Origin of the sequence: Enterobacter soli, assembly GCF_964208575.1 — a bacterium.
In the GTDB taxonomy this organism is placed as follows: Bacteria; Pseudomonadota; Gammaproteobacteria; order Enterobacterales; family Enterobacteriaceae; genus Enterobacter; species Enterobacter soli_A.
Genome location: NZ_CAXOFU010000003.1, coordinates 198,443 through 216,766, shown reverse-complemented (window position 1 = coordinate 216,766; position 18,324 = coordinate 198,443). Strand labels below are relative to the sequence as shown.

19 protein-coding genes and 1 riboswitch are annotated in these 18,324 nt (G+C 60.1%); of the genes, 9 read left to right on the top strand and 10 right to left on the bottom strand.

The window, feature by feature from the left end:
- Position 1 precedes the first annotated feature (1 nt).
- The gene (yvcK, locus tag AB6V08_RS04410; RefSeq protein ID WP_368541546.1) at positions 2-910 is read right to left on the bottom strand and encodes a uridine diphosphate-N-acetylglucosamine-binding protein YvcK; all 909 of its coding nucleotides are present in this window, start codon (positions 908-910) and stop codon (positions 2-4) included.
- A 227-nt stretch (positions 911-1,137) separates the two neighbouring features.
- Positions 1,138-1,272, top strand: a riboswitch (molybdenum cofactor riboswitch).
- On the opposite strand from yvcK, the gene moaA reads away from it, so the two are divergent.
- The 6 genes from moaA (at position 1,260) to AB6V08_RS04380 (ending at position 4,733) form a co-directional block, all read left to right on the top strand.
- Positions 1,260-2,249 (top strand): GTP 3',8-cyclase MoaA, encoded by a 990-nt coding sequence (moaA, locus tag AB6V08_RS04405; protein WP_368541545.1) that lies wholly within the window; start codon positions 1,260-1,262, stop codon positions 2,247-2,249. Its footprint overlaps the riboswitch before it by 13 nt.
- Positions 2,250-2,273: 24 nt before the next feature.
- Positions 2,274-2,786: a molybdenum cofactor biosynthesis protein B gene (moaB, locus tag AB6V08_RS04400; RefSeq protein ID WP_368541544.1), complete on the top strand. Its 513-nt coding sequence runs from the start codon at positions 2,274-2,276 to the stop codon at positions 2,784-2,786.
- 3 nt (positions 2,787-2,789) lie between these two features.
- Entirely contained in the window at positions 2,790-3,275 is a 486-nt protein-coding gene (gene moaC / locus AB6V08_RS04395) for a cyclic pyranopterin monophosphate synthase MoaC (RefSeq protein WP_049008689.1), read from the top strand.
- A complete protein-coding gene (gene moaD, locus AB6V08_RS04390; RefSeq protein WP_368541543.1) occupies positions 3,268-3,513 on the top strand; it encodes a molybdopterin synthase sulfur carrier subunit in 246 nt (81 codons plus the stop codon). Before moaC ends, moaD begins: the two co-directional genes overlap by 8 nt.
- A gap of 1 nt (position 3,514) precedes the next feature.
- Positions 3,515-3,967 (top strand): molybdopterin synthase catalytic subunit MoaE, encoded by a 453-nt coding sequence (gene moaE, locus AB6V08_RS04385; protein ID WP_368541542.1) that lies wholly within the window; start codon positions 3,515-3,517, stop codon positions 3,965-3,967.
- 58 nt (positions 3,968-4,025) lie between these two features.
- Positions 4,026-4,733 carry a Bax inhibitor-1 family protein gene (locus AB6V08_RS04380; protein ID WP_368541541.1) on the top strand — a complete coding sequence of 236 codons (708 nt, stop codon included), beginning with the start codon at positions 4,026-4,028 and terminating at the stop codon, positions 4,731-4,733.
- Positions 4,734-4,820: 87 nt separating this feature from the next.
- On the opposite strand, the gene AB6V08_RS04375 is transcribed toward AB6V08_RS04380, so the two are convergent.
- The 3 genes from AB6V08_RS04375 to AB6V08_RS04365 are packed head-to-tail and all read right to left on the bottom strand — an operon-like array spanning position 4,821 to position 7,779.
- On the bottom strand, positions 4,821-5,783 hold the full coding sequence (locus tag AB6V08_RS04375) for a lysylphosphatidylglycerol synthase domain-containing protein (RefSeq protein WP_368541540.1): 963 nt from the start codon (positions 5,781-5,783) through the stop codon (positions 4,821-4,823).
- Complete coding sequence (clsB, locus tag AB6V08_RS04370; protein ID WP_368541539.1) at positions 5,783-7,021, bottom strand: cardiolipin synthase ClsB; 1,239 nt, start codon at positions 7,019-7,021, stop codon at positions 5,783-5,785. Before clsB ends, AB6V08_RS04375 begins: the two co-directional genes overlap by 1 nt.
- On the bottom strand, positions 7,018-7,779 hold the full coding sequence (locus tag AB6V08_RS04365; protein ID WP_368541538.1) for an endonuclease/exonuclease/phosphatase family protein: 762 nt from the start codon (positions 7,777-7,779) through the stop codon (positions 7,018-7,020). Before AB6V08_RS04365 ends, clsB begins: the two co-directional genes overlap by 4 nt.
- A 133-nt stretch (positions 7,780-7,912) precedes the next feature.
- On the opposite strand from AB6V08_RS04365, the gene AB6V08_RS04360 reads away from it, so the two are divergent.
- Entirely contained in the window at positions 7,913-8,323 is a 411-nt protein-coding gene (locus AB6V08_RS04360) for a YbhQ family protein (protein WP_014883088.1), read from the top strand.
- Here AB6V08_RS04360 and AB6V08_RS04355 read toward each other — a convergent pair.
- Genes AB6V08_RS04355 through cecR form a run of 5 tightly spaced genes read right to left on the bottom strand, consistent with a single transcriptional unit; the run spans position 8,285 to position 13,929 of the window.
- Positions 8,285-9,391, bottom strand: a complete 1,107-nt coding sequence (locus tag AB6V08_RS04355; RefSeq protein WP_368541537.1) for an ABC transporter permease — start codon at positions 9,389-9,391, stop codon at positions 8,285-8,287. The genes AB6V08_RS04360 and AB6V08_RS04355 overlap by 39 nt on opposite strands.
- A 13-nt stretch (positions 9,392-9,404) precedes the next feature.
- The gene (locus AB6V08_RS04350; RefSeq protein WP_368541536.1) at positions 9,405-10,538 is read right to left on the bottom strand and encodes an ABC transporter permease; all 1,134 of its coding nucleotides are present in this window, start codon (positions 10,536-10,538) and stop codon (positions 9,405-9,407) included.
- Positions 10,528-12,267, bottom strand: coding sequence for an ATP-binding cassette domain-containing protein (locus tag AB6V08_RS04345; protein ID WP_368541535.1), 1,740 nt, complete (start codon positions 12,265-12,267; stop codon positions 10,528-10,530). Before AB6V08_RS04345 ends, AB6V08_RS04350 begins: the two co-directional genes overlap by 11 nt.
- Entirely contained in the window at positions 12,260-13,255 is a 996-nt protein-coding gene (hlyD, locus tag AB6V08_RS04340; RefSeq protein WP_368541534.1) for a secretion protein HlyD, read from the bottom strand. Before hlyD ends, AB6V08_RS04345 begins: the two co-directional genes overlap by 8 nt.
- Complete coding sequence (gene cecR, locus AB6V08_RS04335; RefSeq protein WP_368541533.1) at positions 13,252-13,929, bottom strand: transcriptional regulator CecR; 678 nt, start codon at positions 13,927-13,929, stop codon at positions 13,252-13,254. The genes hlyD and cecR overlap by 4 nt, the downstream gene beginning before the upstream one ends.
- Before the next feature lie 237 nt (positions 13,930-14,166).
- Here cecR and rhlE point away from each other — a divergent pair, with 237 nt between their 5' ends.
- Positions 14,167-15,552 (top strand): ATP-dependent RNA helicase RhlE, encoded by a 1,386-nt coding sequence (gene rhlE / locus AB6V08_RS04330; protein WP_368541532.1) that lies wholly within the window; start codon positions 14,167-14,169, stop codon positions 15,550-15,552.
- Between the two features lie 97 nt (positions 15,553-15,649).
- Positions 15,650-17,827 (top strand): ATP-dependent DNA helicase DinG, encoded by a 2,178-nt coding sequence (dinG, locus tag AB6V08_RS04325; protein ID WP_368541531.1) that lies wholly within the window; start codon positions 15,650-15,652, stop codon positions 17,825-17,827.
- On the opposite strand, the gene AB6V08_RS04320 is transcribed toward dinG, so the two are convergent.
- Entirely contained in the window at positions 17,814-18,323 is a 510-nt protein-coding gene (locus AB6V08_RS04320; protein WP_368541530.1) for a fimbrial protein, read from the bottom strand. The two genes, dinG and AB6V08_RS04320, sit on opposite strands and share 14 nt — an antisense overlap.
- Position 18,324 lies beyond the last annotated feature (1 nt).

The following is an 18,324-nucleotide window of genomic DNA, read 5'->3' as shown; positions in this document are numbered from 1 at the left end:
ATTACCCCAGCGCCTGAATCGCCTTCTCCAGCGCCGCGCGCAGCAAATGCCGATCGTGGCGATACTGAATATCGCTGGCCTCCAGCGGCTCCTGCACCACCACGCGCGCGCCAATGCCGGACACATCCACCTTCGGCCCAACCACCACCGCATCGATAATCTTTTTCCCGACGTACTGCTCCATCATGTTGAGCTTATCCGCCAGCGTCAGGTTCGCCGCCGCCGGGCTCAGCTCGCGCCCCAGGTTGCCGATATAGACCATCGGCGCCGGGGTTCTGCGCAGCGCCTGGGCCAGCTCTTTAACCAGCAGGCCGGGCATCAGGCTGGTGTAAAAGCTGCCGGGGCCGATCAGAATCAAATCGGCTTCGCTGATTGCGTCAACCGCTTCGCGGGTGGCCGGCACGCTCGGGTAGATCATCAGCTCTTTTGGCGGCTGGGTGAGCTGATCGATATTCACTTCCCCGTACACTTCATGCCCTTCCACGTCGATCGCCATCAGATCGACCGGATGTTCGGACATTGGGATCAGGAAGGCGTCCACTTTCAGCAGATTACGGATTAAATTGATGGCCTCTAACGGCCGCACGCTCAGGTGATCGAGCGCCTTTAACATCAGATTTCCGAGGTTATGCCCGGAAAGTTCGCCGTTGCCGCCAAAACGGTACTCAAACATGGCGGAAGCGACGCTCGGCTCAGTGATTAACTGATTTAAGCAGTTGCGCATGTCGCCCCACGCGATGCCTCCTTCCGAACGACGAATGCGCCCGGTGGAACCGCCGTTGTCGGTGGTGGTGACGATCCCGGTGAGCCGGGAGCCGAGTGAAGAGAGTGAAGACATCACTCGTCCCAGACCGTGGCCTCCGCCGATAGCCACAACCCGGTCAAGATCCGCAAAAGTGCGATTGCGCATACATCATCCTTATAACGTTCGATCTGCGTAACAGTAACCTAACTACCCCTAAAAGACGATGCTTCACCCGGCTCAAAATGACGTATATCAATGCGAAACCGCGAGTTTTGCGTATTCTGTAGCGAAAATGCACGATTAGGTCGTTATGTATATAACTATATAGCGAAATCCGATCGTGGCGAAGTGCCGTTTTCCGCGCTACTATCGCCATAACCACGTTTTCATTTTTTGAAAACATACACTCTAGCCCTTGTGCCTGTGTCGAAAGATATGGCGCTCTGGCCGTGGCGGAACTGCCACCAGGGTACAGAAAGAAATGACTGTGCCTCCCGTATCTGGAAAGGTGTACATGGCTTCACAACTCACTGATGCTTTCGCGCGTAAGTTTTACTATTTACGTCTGTCGATTACCGACGTGTGCAATTTTCGTTGCACCTACTGCCTGCCCGACGGCTACAAACCTGGCAGCACCACCAACAACGGCTTCCTCTCCGTGGATGAAGTGCGCCGCGTAACGCGCGCGTTCTCCGCCCTCGGCACTGAAAAAGTGCGTCTGACCGGGGGCGAGCCCTCTCTGCGCCGCGATTTCCCCGACATCATTGCCGCCGTGCGTGAAAACCCGCGCATTCGCCAGATTGCGGTCACCACCAACGGTTACCGTATGGCGCGCGACGTGGCGAACTGGCGCGAGGCGGGGCTGACGGCGATCAACGTTAGCGTCGATAGCCTCGATGCCCGCCAGTTCCACGCCATTACCGGCCAGGACAAGTTCCGCCAGGTGATGGACGGCATCGACGCCGCGTTTACCGCCGGGTTCGACAAGGTCAAGGTCAATACGGTGCTGATGCGCGATGTAAACCATCATCAGCTGGACACCTTCCTGGCGTGGATCAAACCGCGCCGCATTCAACTGCGTTTTATTGAGCTGATGGAAACGGGCGAGAGCAGCGAGCTGTTCCGCCGCCATCATATCTCCGGCATGGTGCTGCGCGACGCGCTGCTGAGGCGCGGCTGGATCCACCAGATCCGCCAGCGCAGCGACGGCCCGGCGCAGGTCTTCTGCCACCCTGATTACGAAGGGGAAATCGGGCTTATCATGCCGTATGAGAAGGACTTCTGCGCCAGCTGCAACCGCCTGCGCGTGTCGTCGGTGGGCAAACTGCACCTGTGCCTGTTCGGCGACGGCGGCGTGGATCTTCGCGATTTGCTGGAAGAAGACGCTCAGCAGGACGCGCTTGAAGCGCGCATTTCCGACGCGCTGACGCACAAAAAGCAGACCCACTTCCTGCATCAGGGCAACACCGGAATTACTCAGAACCTGTCGTACATTGGCGGGTAATCAGGCTTAAGAAGGAACCAGAAGATGAGTCAGGTAAGCGCAGAGTTTATCCCAACCCGTATTGCCATTCTTACCGTTTCTGACCGCCGCGGCGAAGAGGACGATACCTCCGGCCACTGGCTGCGCGATGCCGCGACCGACGCGGGGCATCACGTTGTTGACAAAGCGATAGTGAAAGAGAACCGCTACGCCATTCGCGCGGAAGTGTCCCGCTGGATCGCGAGCGATGAGGTGCAGGTCGTTCTGATTACGGGCGGCACCGGCTTTACCGCAGGCGATCAGGCTCCCGAAGCGCTGGTGCCGCTGTTTGACCGCGAAATCCAGGGGTTTGGCGAAGTGTTCCGCATGCTCTCCTTCGAAGAGATTGGCACCTCGACCCTGCAATCGCGCGCGGTCGCGGGCGTGGCGAACAAAACGCTGATTTTTGCCATGCCGGGCTCGACCAAAGCGTGCCGTACCGCGTGGGACAACATTATCGCTCCGCAGCTGGATGCCCTTACCCGTCCGTGTAATTTCCATCCCCATTTAAAGAAATAAGCTATGTCGCAACTGACCCACATTAACGCCGCTGGCGAAGCGCATATGGTGGATGTTTCTGCCAAAGCGGAAACCGTGCGCGAAGCCCGCGCCGAAGCGTTCGTCACCATGCTGCCAGAAACCCTGGCGATGATTATCGATGGCAGCCATCACAAGGGTGATGTGTTCGCCACCGCCCGCATTGCCGGCATTCAGGCGGCAAAACGCACCTGGGATTTAATCCCGCTGTGCCACCCGCTGATGCTGAGCAAGGTTGAGGTTAACCTCCAGGCGCAGCCGGAGCACAGCCGCGTGCGCATTGAGTCCCTGTGCCGCTTAACCGGCAAAACCGGCGTTGAGATGGAAGCGCTAACGGCAGCGTCCGTTGCCGCGCTGACCATCTACGACATGTGCAAAGCCGTCCAAAAGGACATGGTGATTGGCCCGGTGCGCCTGCTGGCGAAAAGCGGCGGCAAATCCGGTGATTTTAAGGTGGACAGCCATGATTAAGGTGCTCTTTTTTGCCCAGGTTCGCGAGCTGGTCAATACCGACAGCCTGACGCTGGACGCGCCGTTCGAAAACGTTGCCGCCCTTCGCGCGCATCTTGCGGGGCAGGGCGACCGCTGGGCGCTGGCGCTGGACGAAGGCAAGCTGCTGGCGGCGGTGAACCAGACGCTGGTGGAGTTTACCCATCCGCTGAAGTCCGGCGATGAGGTGGCCTTCTTCCCGCCGGTGACAGGGGGCTAAGATGACAGACACTCGCATTCTGGTCGGGCCTGAACGCTTTAACGTCGGCACTGAATACGGCTGGCTGGCGGAGCGGGACGAAGATGGCGCGGTCGTCACCTTCACCGGAAAAGTCCGGAATCATAATTTGGGCGACAGCGTAAAAGCGCTTACGCTGGAACACTATCCCGGCATGACGGAAAAATCCCTGGCGGCGATCGTTGAAGAGGCGCGCGGCCGCTGGGCGCTCGGACGAGTCACTGTTATCCACCGCATCGGCGAAATGTGGCCGGGGGAGGAGATTGTTTTCGTCGGCGTCACCAGCGCGCACCGCGGCAGCGCGTTTGAAGCCGGGGAGTTCATCATGGATTACCTGAAAACTAAGGCGCCGTTCTGGAAACGTGAAGCGACGCCGGAAGGCGAGCGGTGGGTTGAATCGCGCGATAGCGATAAGCAGGCCGCCAGCCGTTGGTAGTTGGTTTACGCAGATGTGTTAGTCTTAGACTGTATGTCCCATTAACCAGGAGTGAATCATGGACCGATTTCCGCGTTCCGATTCGATAGTGCAGCAGACCCGTACCGGGCTGCAAACGTATATGGCTCAGGTGTACGGCTGGATGACGGTCGGCCTGCTGCTTACCGCGTTTATCGCGTGGTATGCCGCAAATACGCCCGATCTGATGATGTTTATCTTTTCCAACAAATTCACCTTCTACGGGCTGATTATCGCGCAGCTTGCGCTGGTGTTCGTGCTCTCGGGTCTGGTGCACAAGCTTAGCGCAGGGATGGCGACCACGCTGTTCATGCTCTATTCGGCGCTGACCGGGCTGACGCTCTCCAGCATCTTCATCGTTTATACCTACTCGTCCATCGCCAGCACCTTCGTGGTGGCAGGCGGAATGTTCGGCGCAATGAGCCTGTACGGCTACACCACGAAGCGCGACCTGAGCGGCTTAGGCAGCATGCTGTTCATGGGGCTGATTGGTATCGTGCTGGCGTCGCTGGTGAACCTGTGGCTGAAGAGCGAAGCGCTGATGTGGGTGGTGACCTACATTGGGGTGGTGGTGTTTGTCGGGTTGACGGCCTACGACACCCAGAAGCTGAAAAACATCGGGCAGCAGATTGACGTGCGCGACGGCTCAACGCTGCGTAAATACTCTATTCTTGGCGCACTGACGCTGTATCTGGACTTTATCAACCTGTTCCTGATGCTGCTGCGCATTTTGGGGAACCGTCGCTAAGAGTGCGGTCTGGTGCCCTCACCCTGACCCTCTCCCACGGGAGAGGGGACAAACACTAAAAACGGCAACAGGGTTGCCGTTTTGCGTTTATTTAGCCATCGCCTTCTCGTTCTTCGCTCTGAGCTTCTTCGCCCGACTCTCCAGCACCAGATAACAGACCGTTGCCAGCGCCAGCGGCAGGAAGTAATAGAGCATTCGGTAGGCCAGCAGCGCGGCGATGATCGTGCCCTGAGAAACGTGCTCTCCGGCGAGCAGGGCGATAAACACCGCCTCCAGCACGCCGATCCCCGCAGGGATATGCACAATCACCCCGGCGATACTGCTCACCAGCAGCACCCCCAGCACGAAGAAGTAGTTCACCTCTTCGCCAATCAGCAGCCAGATAATTGCCCCCATCGCCATCCAGTTGGCGCTGGAAACCGCCATTTGCAATACCGCGAATCGCCACGACGGCAGCACCAGCTTCTGCCCCTTGATAGTCATATGCCGGCGCTTAGCGAAGGCGCAGGCCCACAGGTAGACGGCGATAATCAGCAGCAGCACGATGCCCAAAATGCGCAGCGTGAATTCATCGATATACCAGTGGGCGGGAAGCTGCACCACGCCGATGGTGAAGATCACGCCGCCGAGCAAAATGTAGCCCAGCCAGTTGGTGGTGATGCTCAGGGAGAAAATCCGGGTGATGGTGCCCCCCGGCAGCCCGAGGCGCGAATACAGGCGGTAGCGCATGCCGATGCCGCCGACCCAGGTGCTCAGCGTCAGGTTAAAGGCGTAGCAGATGAACGACACCAGCATCACCTGCCGTTTGGCCAGCTTATGCCCGCAGTAGGCGCGCCCCAGCAGGTCGTAGCAGCCGTAAATCAGGTAGCTGACGATCACCAGCCCGACCGCGCCGAGCAGCACCATCCGGTTGTAGTTGCGGATGACCTTCCACACCTCTTCCCAGTCGACCTTCTGGGCGTACACCACCAGCAGCACCGCCACGGCGATGAAGAACAGCCAGGTGAGGATTTTTTTCGCCAGCCTCCAGCGGGGATGGGATTTCGACATCAGGTTTTGCCTCCATCTTCCGCTTCAACGCGGTCCTGGGTTTCCATTTCGGGCTGCACCGGCGGGTCCACCAGCGCCAGCTTCGGCGTGTGGGCGGGCAGCCAGCCGACCATCGCCGGGAAGTGGCGCAGGAAGTGGAACACCACCACGCCAATCCCCAGGTTCCACCAGCTGCGTTTGGGCACCATCGACTCGTCCACCCGCACGCAGTCGTGGGTGATAAGCCCCTGCAGGTTGTCGCGCAGGGTCTGGTTGAACTGGCGATCGTAGATGATCAGGTTGGCCTCCAGGTTGAGCGACAGGCTCAGCGGATCGAGATTGCTGGAGCCGACGGTCGCCCAGTGGTCGTCCATCACCGCCACCTTGCCGTGAAGCGGACGGCGGCGGTATTCGTAGATTTGCACGCCGCCTTTCACCAGGTAGTTGTAGAGCAGGCGGGCGCCAACCTTCACAATCGGCATATCCGGCTCGCCCTGCACAATCAGCTTCACCCGCACGCCGCGGCGGGCGGCATTGCGCATGGCGTGCAGCAGGCGGTAGCCCGGGAAGAAGTAGGCGTTCGCGATAATCACCTCGCGCTTCGCGTTCGCCAGCATCTTCAGGTAATGGCGTTCGATGTCGTCCCGGTGCTCGTCGTTATCCCGCCAGACGAACAGCGCCTGCGCTTCGCCGGGGAAACGGTTCTCTTCCGGACGGTGGCGGCGTTTCCACCAGCGGCGAACGCGCTCCTTGCCGGGTAAATTTTCCAGCTCAAACAGCAGAATATCCTGAACCACCGGCCCTTCGATGCGAATCGCATAGTCCTGCTTGGCCTCCGGACCGTAGTCGGACATGTGCTCCGCCGAGTAGTTGATGCCTCCGACAAAGGCTATAGACTCATCGACCACCACAATTTTTCGGTGCATCCGGCGGAAAAGGTTGGTGCGCATCCCGAACAGCCGCGGGCCGGGATCGTAATAGCGGAACACCACGCCCGCCGCGGTGAGTTCGTTGACGAATTCATCGCTTAAATCCGGCGAGCCGTAGCCGTCGAGCAGCACCTCAATCTGAATGCCGCGCTGGGCGGCGCGCAGCAGCACGCTGTGCAGCTGTTTTCCCACGTCATCCTCAAACCAGATAAAGGTTTCGAGGATCACTTTTTTTTGTGCCTGGCTAATCGCTTCAAACACCGCCGGATAATAGTTATCACCATTTTCCAGCAGCGTGATCCGATTGCCTTCCTGCCACGTACATTTCATAGATGGATCTCCGCGCTGAGCGGGGCATGGTCAGACAAATGTCGCCAGTTGAGTAGCGCCAGCGCCGTCGGACTGCTGGCGTGAGCGTTTTTTACGTAGATGCGATCGAGGCGCAGCAGGGGGAAGCGCACCGGGAACGTCCGCGCCGGTCTGCCGTGGGCGCGGGTAAAAATCTCCTCCAGCCCGGCCTCCACCTTCAGCGGATGGTTGGCCCGCTGCCGCCAGTCGTTGAAATCGCCGGCAACCACCACGGGGTCGCCTTCCGGCAGGGCGTTGGTCCATTCAGCCAGCATTTGCAGCTGCGCCTGACGGTGCGCTTCACGCAGGCCGAGATGCACGCAGCCCACGTGTACCGGAAAATCCAGGTCCGGCGGGGCGATACGGCAGTAAAGCAGGCCGCGTTTTTCGCTCTCACCCACCGAGACGTCCCGGTTTTCATAATGTTCGATGGGAAAACGCGACAGCACCGCGTTGCCGTGGTGGCCTTCCGGGTAGACCGCGTTGCGCCCGTAGGCGTAATCGCTCCACATGGTATCGGCCAAAAATTCGTAGTGCGGGGTGTCCGGCCAGTTTTCGAAATGCATCGGGTGAACCTCGTGGGCACCCATCACTTCTTGCAGGCAGACGATGTCCGCGCTGACCGTGCGCACCGCGTCGCGCAGCTCCGGTAAAATGAAGCGGCGGTTAAATGCTGTGAAGCCTTTATGAATGTTAATCGTCAGCACTCTCAGCGAGAAGTGCTGCATTTTTTTGCTCATAAACACCTTCCTGGGTGACTATCCCGATGAAAATAAAGTGTAGTCGGCGTCACAAAAAGGTGCGGTGATACGGAATTTTCCGTAAAGTGCGGTAGTCTGATTGAGCAGATAAAAATTCTTCAGGAGAGAAGCCATGAAGTGGCAACAACGCGTTCGTGTCGCAACAGGTCTTAGTTGCTGGCAGATAATGTTGCATTTACTGGTCGTGGCCGTACTGGTGATGGGCTGGATGAGCGGCACGCTGGTGCGTGTCGGCCTGGGGTTATGCGTGCTTTACGGCGTAACGGTACTGTCGATGCTGTTTTTACAGCGCCACCATGAAGCGCGCTGGCGCGAGGTGGGTGATGTGCTCGAAGAGCTCACCACCACCTGGTATTTTGGTGCCGCAATGATTGTGCTTTGGCTGCTGTCGCGCGTGCTGCAAAACAACCTGCTGCTGGCTCTTGCGGGTCTGGCAATCCTCGCAGGGCCTGCGGTGGTATCGTTGCTGACCAAAGAGAAAAAGCTACGCAATGTTGCGTCTAAACATCGCGTACGCCACTGATCCCGTCGTGGCCGCTATGACCAGTAGCGGCCACAAGCTTCCCCAGACAATGTCCAGACTCGCATCCTTCAGATAAATTTGCTTGGTGATATCCGTGAAGTGACGTATCGGGTTTATCCAGGTCAGATCCTGTAGCCACACCGGCATGTTCTCCACCGGAGAGACATACCCCGACAGCAATATCGCCGGCATCATAAAGACGAACACCCCGATAAACGCCTGCTGCTGCGTGGAGCAGAGCGCCGAAATCAGCAGGCCAAATCCCACCAGCGACAGCCCGTAAATCAGCATCGTGAAGTAAAACAGCGCCAGCGAACCGGCAAACGGGATCTGGTACGCCCAAATTCCCACCCCGAGCACGATGGTGGCCTGGAAGGTGGCGACAATCAGCGCCGGAACCGCTTTGCCCACGAATATCTGCCACGTTGACAGCGGGGAGACCAGCAGCTGGTCGAGCGTGCCCTGTTCCCGCTCGCGCGCCACGGACAGCGAGGTGACGATCATCACGCCGATGGTGGTGATCATGGCGATCAGCGACGGCACCACAAACCACTTGTAGTCCAGATTCGGGTTATACCAGTTGCGCACCACCAGCGTGCTGTTGTTGGGTTTGGTTTTGCCCTCCATCAGCTCCTGCTGATAATCCTTCACCACCTGCTGAAGATAGTTGGCGGCGATCTGGGCGCTGTTGGAGTTACGCCCGTCGAGGATCAGCTGCATCGGCGCGGTCTGGAAGCTGTCCAGATTGCGGGAAAAATCCGCCGGGAAGCGCACCAGCAGCAGCGCCTTTTGCGTGTCGATGGTGGGCTGGATCTCCTGCGGGCTTTTCAGCAGCAGGATATGGGTAAAGGCTTTCGCCCGGGCAAACCGCTGCGTCAGCTCGACGGCGTGTTTCCCGCTGTCTTCGTTGTAGATGGCGATGGTGGCGTTGGTCACCTCCAGCGTGGCGGCGAACGGGAACAGTAAGACCTGTATCAGCACCGGCAGCACCAGAATGGCGCGGGTCTGCGGCTCGCGCAGCAGGGATTGCAGCTCTTTGCGAATCAATGTCCATAAACGGTGAAACATCGCGTCGTCCTCCTTAATCCAGGCGCCGTTTGGTTTTCATCCACGTCAGCCCGACAAACATCACCGCCGAGGCCATCAAAAACAGAATGTTGATCGCCAGCACCACCGGGATATTCCCCGCCAGGAACAGGCTTTGCAGGGTGCTGACGAAATAGCGCGCCGGAATAATGTAGGTCACCGCGCGGATCGCCGCGGGCATACTGTCTATCTGGAAGATAAAGCCCGACAGCATAATCGACGGCAGAAACGCGGCGTTAAGCGCCACCTGTGCGGCGTTAAACTGGTTGCGGGTAATGGTCGAAATCAGCAGCCCCATGCCAAGCGTGCTGAGTAAAAACAGGCTGGTGATCAAGAACAGCAGCACCAGCGAGCCGCGGTAGGGCACGCCAAGAATAAAGACCGACACCAGCATACAGAGCAGCATCGCCAGCATTCCGAGGAAGTAGTAGGGGATAAGCTTGCAGAGCAGCAGCTCGACCCGGGTCACTTCGGTGGAGAGCAGCGCTTCCATCGTGCCGCGCTCCCACTCGCGGGCGATCACCAGCGAGGTCAGAATGGCGCCGATCACCGTCATGATGATGGTCACCGCGCCGGGGATAATAAAATGCTGGCTGATGGCGGCGGGGTTAAACCAGTAGCGGGTCTGCACGTCAATCAAGGGCTCAAACGTCTCGCCCCGGTCTTCGGCGCGCTGCATTTGCCACAGCTGCCAGATGCCCTCCACGTACCCCTGCACGAAGTTCGCGGTGTTCGGCTCGCTGCCGTCGGTAATCACCTGAATCGGCGCGTCGGTGTTCGCCCGCGCCATGTTGGCGGCGAAATCCACCGGGATCACCACCAGGCCGCGAATTTTCCCGGCCTGCATTTTCTGGATCAATTCCTGGCGGCTGTCGCTGATGGTGGCGTCAATGTAGGGCGAGCCGGTCATGGCGTGGGTAAAGTCCAGCGCCTCTTCGCTCTGCTGTTCGAGCAAAATCCCCACCCGCAGCTTGCTGGAGTCGAGGTTAATGCCGTAGCCGAAGATAAACAGCAGCAGCAGCGGGATCACCACCGCAATCAGCCAGCTGCTGGGATCGCGCACGATCTGGCGAGTCTCTTTGACGCACAGGGCGCGTACCCTGCGCCAGGAAATTGCGCTAGTGCTCATGGCTATGCTCCTTATCCCAGTCGTGGATCAGGGTGATAAACGCCTGCTCCATGGTCGGGTCCGGCTGGTCGCTGTCGGCGGCCTGGGCCTTCAGGTCGTCCGGCGTGCCGTGGGCGATCAGCTTGCCGCGATAGACCAGCCCGATGCGGTCGCAGTATTCCGCCTCGTCCATAAAGTGGGTGGTCACCATCACCGTCACCCCTTTTTCCACCATGCTGTTGATGTGCAGCCAAAACTCGCGGCGGGTGAGGGGGTCAACGCCGGAGGTGGGTTCGTCGAGGAACAGAATATCCGGCTCGTGCATCAGCGAACACGCCAGGGCCAGACGCTGCTTAAACCCGAGCGGCAGGTCGTCGGTGGCGTGGGAGGCGATGCTGGTCAGGCTGAAGGCGTCGCTCATGCGGCGAATCTTCTCGTTCTGCGCCCTGCCGCGCAGGCCGTAGACGCCGGAGAAAAAGCGCAGGTTCTGTTCTACCGTCAGGTTGCCGTACAGGGAGAATTTTTGCGCCATATAGCCCAGATGCTGGCGCGCTTTGCCGGAGCTGACCTTTAAATCCATATCCAGCACCAGCGCCTTGCCGGAGGTGGGCACCAGCAGGCCGCACATCATCTTAAAGGTGGTGGATTTTCCGGCGCCGTTCGGCCCGAGCAGGCCGAAAATTTCCCCGCGCTTCACCGCGAAATCCACGTTGTCGGTGGCGGCAAAATCACCAAACTTTTTGGTGAGGGATTTGGCCTCAATCACCGTTTCACCCGGCGTGCCGTCAACGGTGTGCAGAATGGCCCCCAGCGGAGATTCCGAGGTGCCCGCGCCGCCGAGCAGGTCGATAAAGGCATCCTCAAAGCGCGGGGCGGTCTCTTCCATTTCAACGTCGGGCATTCCCGGCGCGCGGCGAATGTCGTCCGCGGTGGCCTCTTTTTTCAGGATCAGGCGCACCGAGCGCCCCTGAATCATCCCGTCGCTCACCTGGGGCAGCTTCAGCACCCGCTGCAGCAGCCTGCGGTTGGACTCCTGCGGGCTGTGCAGCAGGAAGCTGCGCCCGGCCATGCTTTGCGTCAGCTCGGTGGGCTCGCCCTGGTAGAGCAGCTCGCCTTCGTTCATCAGCAGCACGTCGCGGCACTGCTCGGCCTCGTCAAGGTAGGAGGTGCTCCAGAGGATCAGCATGCCGTCGCCCGCCAGCTCGTGCACCATCTGCCACAGCTCCCGGCGCGAAATCGGGTCAACGCCGACGCCCGGCTCGTCCAGCAGCAGCACCTTCGGCTCCCCCACCAGCGTGCAGGCCAGCCCCAGCTTCTGCTTCATCCCGCCGGAGAGCTTCCCGGCAAGGCGATCCGTGAACGGCCCCAGGGCGGTAAATTCCAGCAGGCGGGCGAAGGTTTTCTGCCGGGTCTCCCCGGTGACGCTGCGCAGGTCGGCGTACAGGTTGAGGTTTTCCATCACCGTCAGATCTTCGTACAGGCCGAACTTTTGCGGCATATAGCCGAGGATGGCGTGCAGGGCGCTGTCGTCGTTGATCGGATCGAGACCCAGCACCTGTGCGCGGCCCTCGTCCGGCTTGAGCAGCCCGGCGAGCATCCGCATCAGGGTGGTTTTACCCGCGCCGTCCGGGCCAACCAGCCCGGTGACATAGCCTTTCTGAATGGTGCAGTTCAGCGGCGCAACGGCGGGCTTGTCCATTCCGGCAAAGCGTTTGACTAAACCTTCAAGCTGGATAACCGCATCATTCATGTTTATCCCCATCGCTGAAGGTGACGGTGACCGGCATCCCCTGACGCAGCGCGTCGTCGGCGTCCGTCACGATAATGCGCAGGCGATAAACCAGGTCGGTGCGCAGATCCGGCGTTTCAACGGTTTTCGGGGTGAACTCGGCGGTAGGCGACACAAAGCCGACCTTGCCGTGATACGGCTTGTCCGGGCGACCGTCGGTGTAGAGCAGCAGCTCGCGTCCCGGCTGTACCTGGCCGAGATTCGGTTCATCAATGTAGGCGCGCACCCACACCGGGCGGGTCAGGGAGAGGGTAAGGACGGTGCTGCCCGCGCTCAGCATGCTGCCCGGCTCCACGGCGCGGGTCAGAATGGTGCCGTCGGACGGGGCGACCAGCGTGGTGTCATGCAGATCTAGCTGCGCCTGGGCAAGCTGCGCCTGCGCCTGCTCAAGGCTGGCTTTCGCCTGGGCGATATCCTGCGGGCGGTTACCGGTGTGGTACTGGCTAAGCTTGTCCTGGGCGGATTTCAGCGTCGCCTGCGCCTGGTCGCGGGACGAGCGCGCGTTTTCCAGATCGTTGGCGGAGATAGTGCGGCTTTTCCACAGCCCCTGCTGGCGGGCGTAGAAGTTCTGCGCGTAGTCATAGGCGGCCTGGGCCTGCTTAACCGCGGCGGCGGCCTGCGAAATCTCTTCGTCACGGTAGCCGGCCAGCATCAGGTCGTACTGCGCCTGTGCTACGGAGACCCCGGCTTTCGCCTGCATCAGCGCGTTTTCGTAGGGCGCTTTGTCCAGCATCCCCAGCGTCTGCCCGGTTTTAATGGCATCGCCTTCGTCAACGCCGAGGGACGCCAGCCGTCCGCCAACGCGGAAACTCATATTAACGGTGCGAATATCCACGTTGCCGTAGAGCGTCAGACCTTTGTCCTGCTGGCTTTGATACCACAGCCAGCCGCCGATCCCCGCAGCGAGTAAAACAACAACCACCAGAATGATGGCGACAGGTTTTTTCATGACTTCAGGCTCCTTTGCGTTAAGCCCTGCAGGATCAGATCGAGGTGGCAGGCGATCACCCGGCTAATCTGCGCGGCTTTATCCTCATCGAATTGTGTCCAGCCGGTACGTAACAGAATGGTTTCCCGCCCGAGGCGAAAGGCGAGCACTTCGCCGAGCAGGGCATGGGTGTGCAAAATGGTGTCGGTGTCGTCCGCCTCGCGCCCGGTGTAGGCGGCAATCAGCCGGGTCAGATGGGTGTGCATCGGGGCAATCACCTGGTCGTGAACCAGCTGGTAGGCGGAGGAGGGCGAAAGCTGCTCGCGTGAGATAAACTTACTCAGGTTCAGCGTGTCGTCGTGGGTCAGCATGCGGATCATGTTGTGGCAGGCGCTGAGGATAAGCTCGCGAATGGCCGCCCGGTCGGGGGAGGGCTGCTCAAGCAGCGCGCTGGCCTCTTCGACGTGGGGGCGGAACTGGGTGCTGATAAAGTCGGCGATCCACTGGGCGCAGGCGAGGTATAAATCCTCTTTTGAGCCAAAATAGTAGGTGATGGCGGCGATGTTCTGCCCGGCCTGAGCGGCGATATCGCGGGTGGTGGCGTGGAGTCCGTATTCGCCAAACTGGGCCAGCGCGGCGGCGATAAGCTGGCTTTTCGCCTGTTCGCCTTTGGTAGTGGTCGGGGTTGTATTCATAGCGCCACTCGGAATTAATCAATCGATTGATTAACTTTATGCCTGGTTCACTATTTTGTCCAGCGGCCCCCTTCGGCGGGAAATGTTCGGTTCAGGGATCGCGGAGGGATATTTTATGCGCCGCGTCACAAAAGCTGCTACACTCCGCTGCTTCGCGACATTGTGGTTTTTGTCCTCTCAATTGTTATATCTCCCTGAAAACTACACCTGTGATGGTCGGGGCGGTTCGGAGTTTTTATGTCTTTTGATTCCCTTGGCCTGAACCCGGAAATTCTGCGCGCCGTTGCAGAACAGGGCTACCTTGAGCCAACCCCGATCCAGAAGCAGGCGATCCCTGCCGTGCTGGAAGGCCGCGACCTGATGGCCAGCGCCCAGACCGGTACCGGTAAAACCGCAGGCTTTACCCTGCCGCTGTTAGAGCTGCTGGTAAAAAAAGAGCCGCACGCCAAAGGCCGTCGCCCGGTACGCGCCCTTATCCTTACGCCAACCCGTGAGCTGGCGGCGCAGATTGGTGAGAACGTGCGTGAGTACAGCCGCTATCTCAACATTCGCTCGCTGGTGATCTTCGGCGGCGTGAGCATTAACCCACAGATGATGAAGCTGCGCGGCGGCGTGGACGTGCTGGTGGCAACGCCGGGCCGTCTGCTGGATCTGGAACACCAGAACGCCGTGAAGCTCGATAACGTTGAAATCCTGGTGCTGGATGAAGCCGACCGTATGCTGGATATGGGCTTTATTCACGACATTCGCCGCGTGCTGGCCAAGCTGCCGCCGAAGCGCCAGAACCTGCTGTTCTCCGCGACCTTCTCCGACGACATCAAAGCGCTGGCGGAAAAACTGCTGCACAACCCGCTGGAAATCGAAGTCGCGCGCCGCAACACCGCCTCCGAGCAGGTGACCCAGCACGTTCACTTTGTGGATAAAAAGCGCAAGCGCGAGCTGCTCTCCCAGATGATCGGCCAGGGCAACTGGCAGCAAGTGCTGGTCTTTACCCGCACCAAGCACGGCGCTAACCACCTGGCGGAACAGCTGAATAAAGACGGCATCCGCAGCGCCGCCATCCATGGTAACAAGAGCCAGGGCGCGCGTACCCGTGCGCTGGCAGACTTTAAATCCGGCGACATTCGCGTGCTGGTGGCAACCGACATCGCCGCGCGCGGTCTGGATATCGAAGAGCTGCCGCATGTGGTGAACTACGAGCTGCCGAACGTGCCGGAAGATTACGTACACCGTATCGGCCGTACCGGCCGCGCGGCGGCAACCGGTGAAGCGCTGTCGCTGGTGTGCGTCGATGAACACAAGCTGCTGCGCGATATCGAACGTCTGCTGAAAAAAGAGATCCCGCGTATCGAAACGCCGGGCTACGAGGTTGACCCGTCTATTAAAGCCGAGCCGATCCAGAACGGTCGTCAGGGCGGCGGTCGCGGTCAGGGCGGCGGCGGTCGCGGACAGCAGCCGCGCCGTGCTGAAGGCGGTGCGCCGAAGGCCTCCTCCGGTAAACCGCCGCGTCGCATCGGCGAAGCGAAATCCGGCGGTGAAAACCCGTGGCGCAGCGGTGAAGCGAAGCCATCCGGAGAAGGGCAGCGTCGTCGCCGCCCGCGCAAACCGGCTAACCCGCAGTAATCTGGAAGCCCGGCCGTAAAGCCGGGCTTTTCTTTTTGCGACAAGCAAAAGAAAGTGCCACAATAGTGGCTGTTTATACAGTATTTCAGGTTTTCCGATGGCCTTAACCGCTGCGCTCAAAGCGCAAATTGGCGCCTGGTATAAGGCGCTACAGCAGCAGATCCCCGACTTTATCCCCCGAGCGCCGCAGCGGCAGATGATTGCCGACGTGGCGAAAACGCTCGCCGGGGACGACGGGCGGCATCTGGCGATTGAAGCCCCCACCGGCGTCGGGAAAACCCTCTCGTATCTGATCCCCGGTATCGCCATCGCCCGCGAAGAGCAAAAAACGCTGGTGATCAGCACCGCCAACGTGGCCCTGCAGGATCAGATCTACAGCAAAGATTTACCCCTGCTGCGCAAGATTATCCCGGAGCTGCGCTTTACCGCCGCGTTTGGCCGCGGGCGCTACGTCTGCCCGCGCAATCTGGCGGCGCTCGCCAGCAGCGAGCCAACCCAGCAGGATCTGCTGGCGTTTCTCGACGACGAACTCACGCCCAACAACAAGGCCGAGCAGGAGCAGTGTGCGAAGCTTAAGGCCGATCTCGACGGCTACAAATGGGACGGCCTGCGGGATCACACCAGCCAGGCGATTGGCGACGATCTCTGGCGCAGGCTCAGCACCGATAAGGCGAGCTGCCTGAACCGCAACTGCCACTACTACCGCGAGTGCCCGTTTTTTGTCGCGCGCCGTGAGATCCAGGAAGCGGAAGTGGTGGTGGCAAACCACGCGCTGGTGATGGCGGCGCTGGAAAGCGAAGCGGTGCTGCCGGACCCGAAAAACCTGCTGCTGGTGCTCGACGAAGGCCACCACCTGCCGGACGTGGCGCGGGACGCGCTGGAGATGAGCGCCGAAATCACCGCCCCGTGGTTCCGCCTGCAGCTCGATCTGTTTTGCAAGCTGGTGGCGACCTGCATGGAGCAGTTCCGCCCGAAAACCACGCCGCCGCTGGCGGTGCCCGAGCGGCTCAGCGAGCACTGCGAAGAGGTCTACACCCTGATTGCCTCGCTGAACAACATCCTCAATCTCTATCTCCCGGCAACCCAGGAGGCGGAACACCGCTTTGCAATGGGCGAGCTGCCGGAGGAGATCATGGAGATCTGCCAGCAGCTGGCGAAGCATCTTGAAAAGCTGCGCGGGCTGGCGGAGATGTTCTTAAACGATCTCAGCGAGAAAACCGGCACTCACGACGTGGTGCGTTTGCACCGCGTCCTGCTGCAAATGAACCGCGCGCTGGGCATGTTTGAAGCCCAGAGCAAGCTGTGGCGGCTGGCGTCGATGGCGCAGGCCTCGGGCGCGCCGGTCACCAAATGGGCGACCCGGGACGTGAAGGACGGGCAGGCGCATCTTTTCTTCCACTGCGTCGGCATCCGCGTGGCCGATCAGCTGGAAAAACTCATCTGGCGCACCGTGCCGCACGTGGTGGTCACCTCCGCGACCCTGCGCTCGCTGAACAGCTTCTCGCGCTTACAGGAAATGAGCGGCCTGCGTGAAAAGGCGGGCGACCGCTTTGTGGCGCTGGATTCACCCTTCAACCACTGCGAGCAGGGCAAGCTGGTGATCCCGCGCATGAAGTATGAGCCGCTGATGGAGAACGAGGAGCAGCACGTTGCCGAGATGGCGGCCTACTTCCGCGAACAGCTGGAGAGCAAGAAATTCCCCGGCATGCTGGTGCTGTTTGCCAGCGGCCGCGCGATGCAGCGTTTTCTGGAGCACGTTACCGACCTGCGGCTGCTGCTGCTGGTGCAGGGCGATCAGCCGCGCTACCGGCTGGTGGAGCTGCACCGCAAGCGGATCGAAAGCGGCGAGCGCAGCGTGCTGGTGGGGTTACAGTCCTTTGCCGAAGGTCTGGATCTGAAAGGCGATTACCTGACCCAGGTGCATATCCATAAAATAGCCTTCCCGCCCATCGACAGCCCGGTGGTGATCACCGAAGGGGAGTGGCTCAAGAGCCTGAACCGCTATCCGTTTGAGGTGCAAAGCCTGCCCGCGGCGTCGTTTAACTTGATCCAGCAGGTAGGCCGACTGATTCGAAGCCACGGCTGCTGGGGTGAAGTGGTTATTTACGACAAACGCCTGCTCACCAAAAACTACGGCCAGCGGCTGCTGAACGCCCTGCCGATCTTCCCTATCGAACAGCCGGACGTGCCCGAGGTAAAAAAAAGCCCGGCGAAACTGCCTGCCGGGCGTCGGAAAAGCATCCGTGCTAAGGGGCGCGGTCCTACTGGTAAGTGAAGGTAGCCTGTACCACGCTTGAGAATGTCCCGGCGCTGACCGGCATGCTGGTGGTGTAGTAACGGGCCGAAAACGGAAAGTCTGCGGTGTGGGTGCTGCTGTCGATCACCGCGTTAAAGCTGGAGAGCGGCGCAAGGGTAATCGAGTCCGTGCGGTCTGCCAGCTCCAGCGCCAGCCCTTTTGCCGTCCCGGTGTTGGCAAATTTATTCGGGTGAATCGAATCCGGCTGCCCGTTCACCGTGACGGTGGCGACCATCAGGCTCGGCGGGCAGTTCGACAGCGTCAGATCGAAATTTTTCCACTTCCCGGTATCGCCCACGTCCCTGAAGTTGCTGGCAATCTCCTGACCCAAATCCACCACCATATTCCGGCTGCTGCCGTCCACCTGGCAGGTGGTGTCGTAGATATTGCCGACAACGTTAAGCGTCACGTTGGTGGCCTGCACGCCCGCCGTCGCGAGCAGGGCCAGCGCGGGAAGCAGCTTGCGCAGCGTCATA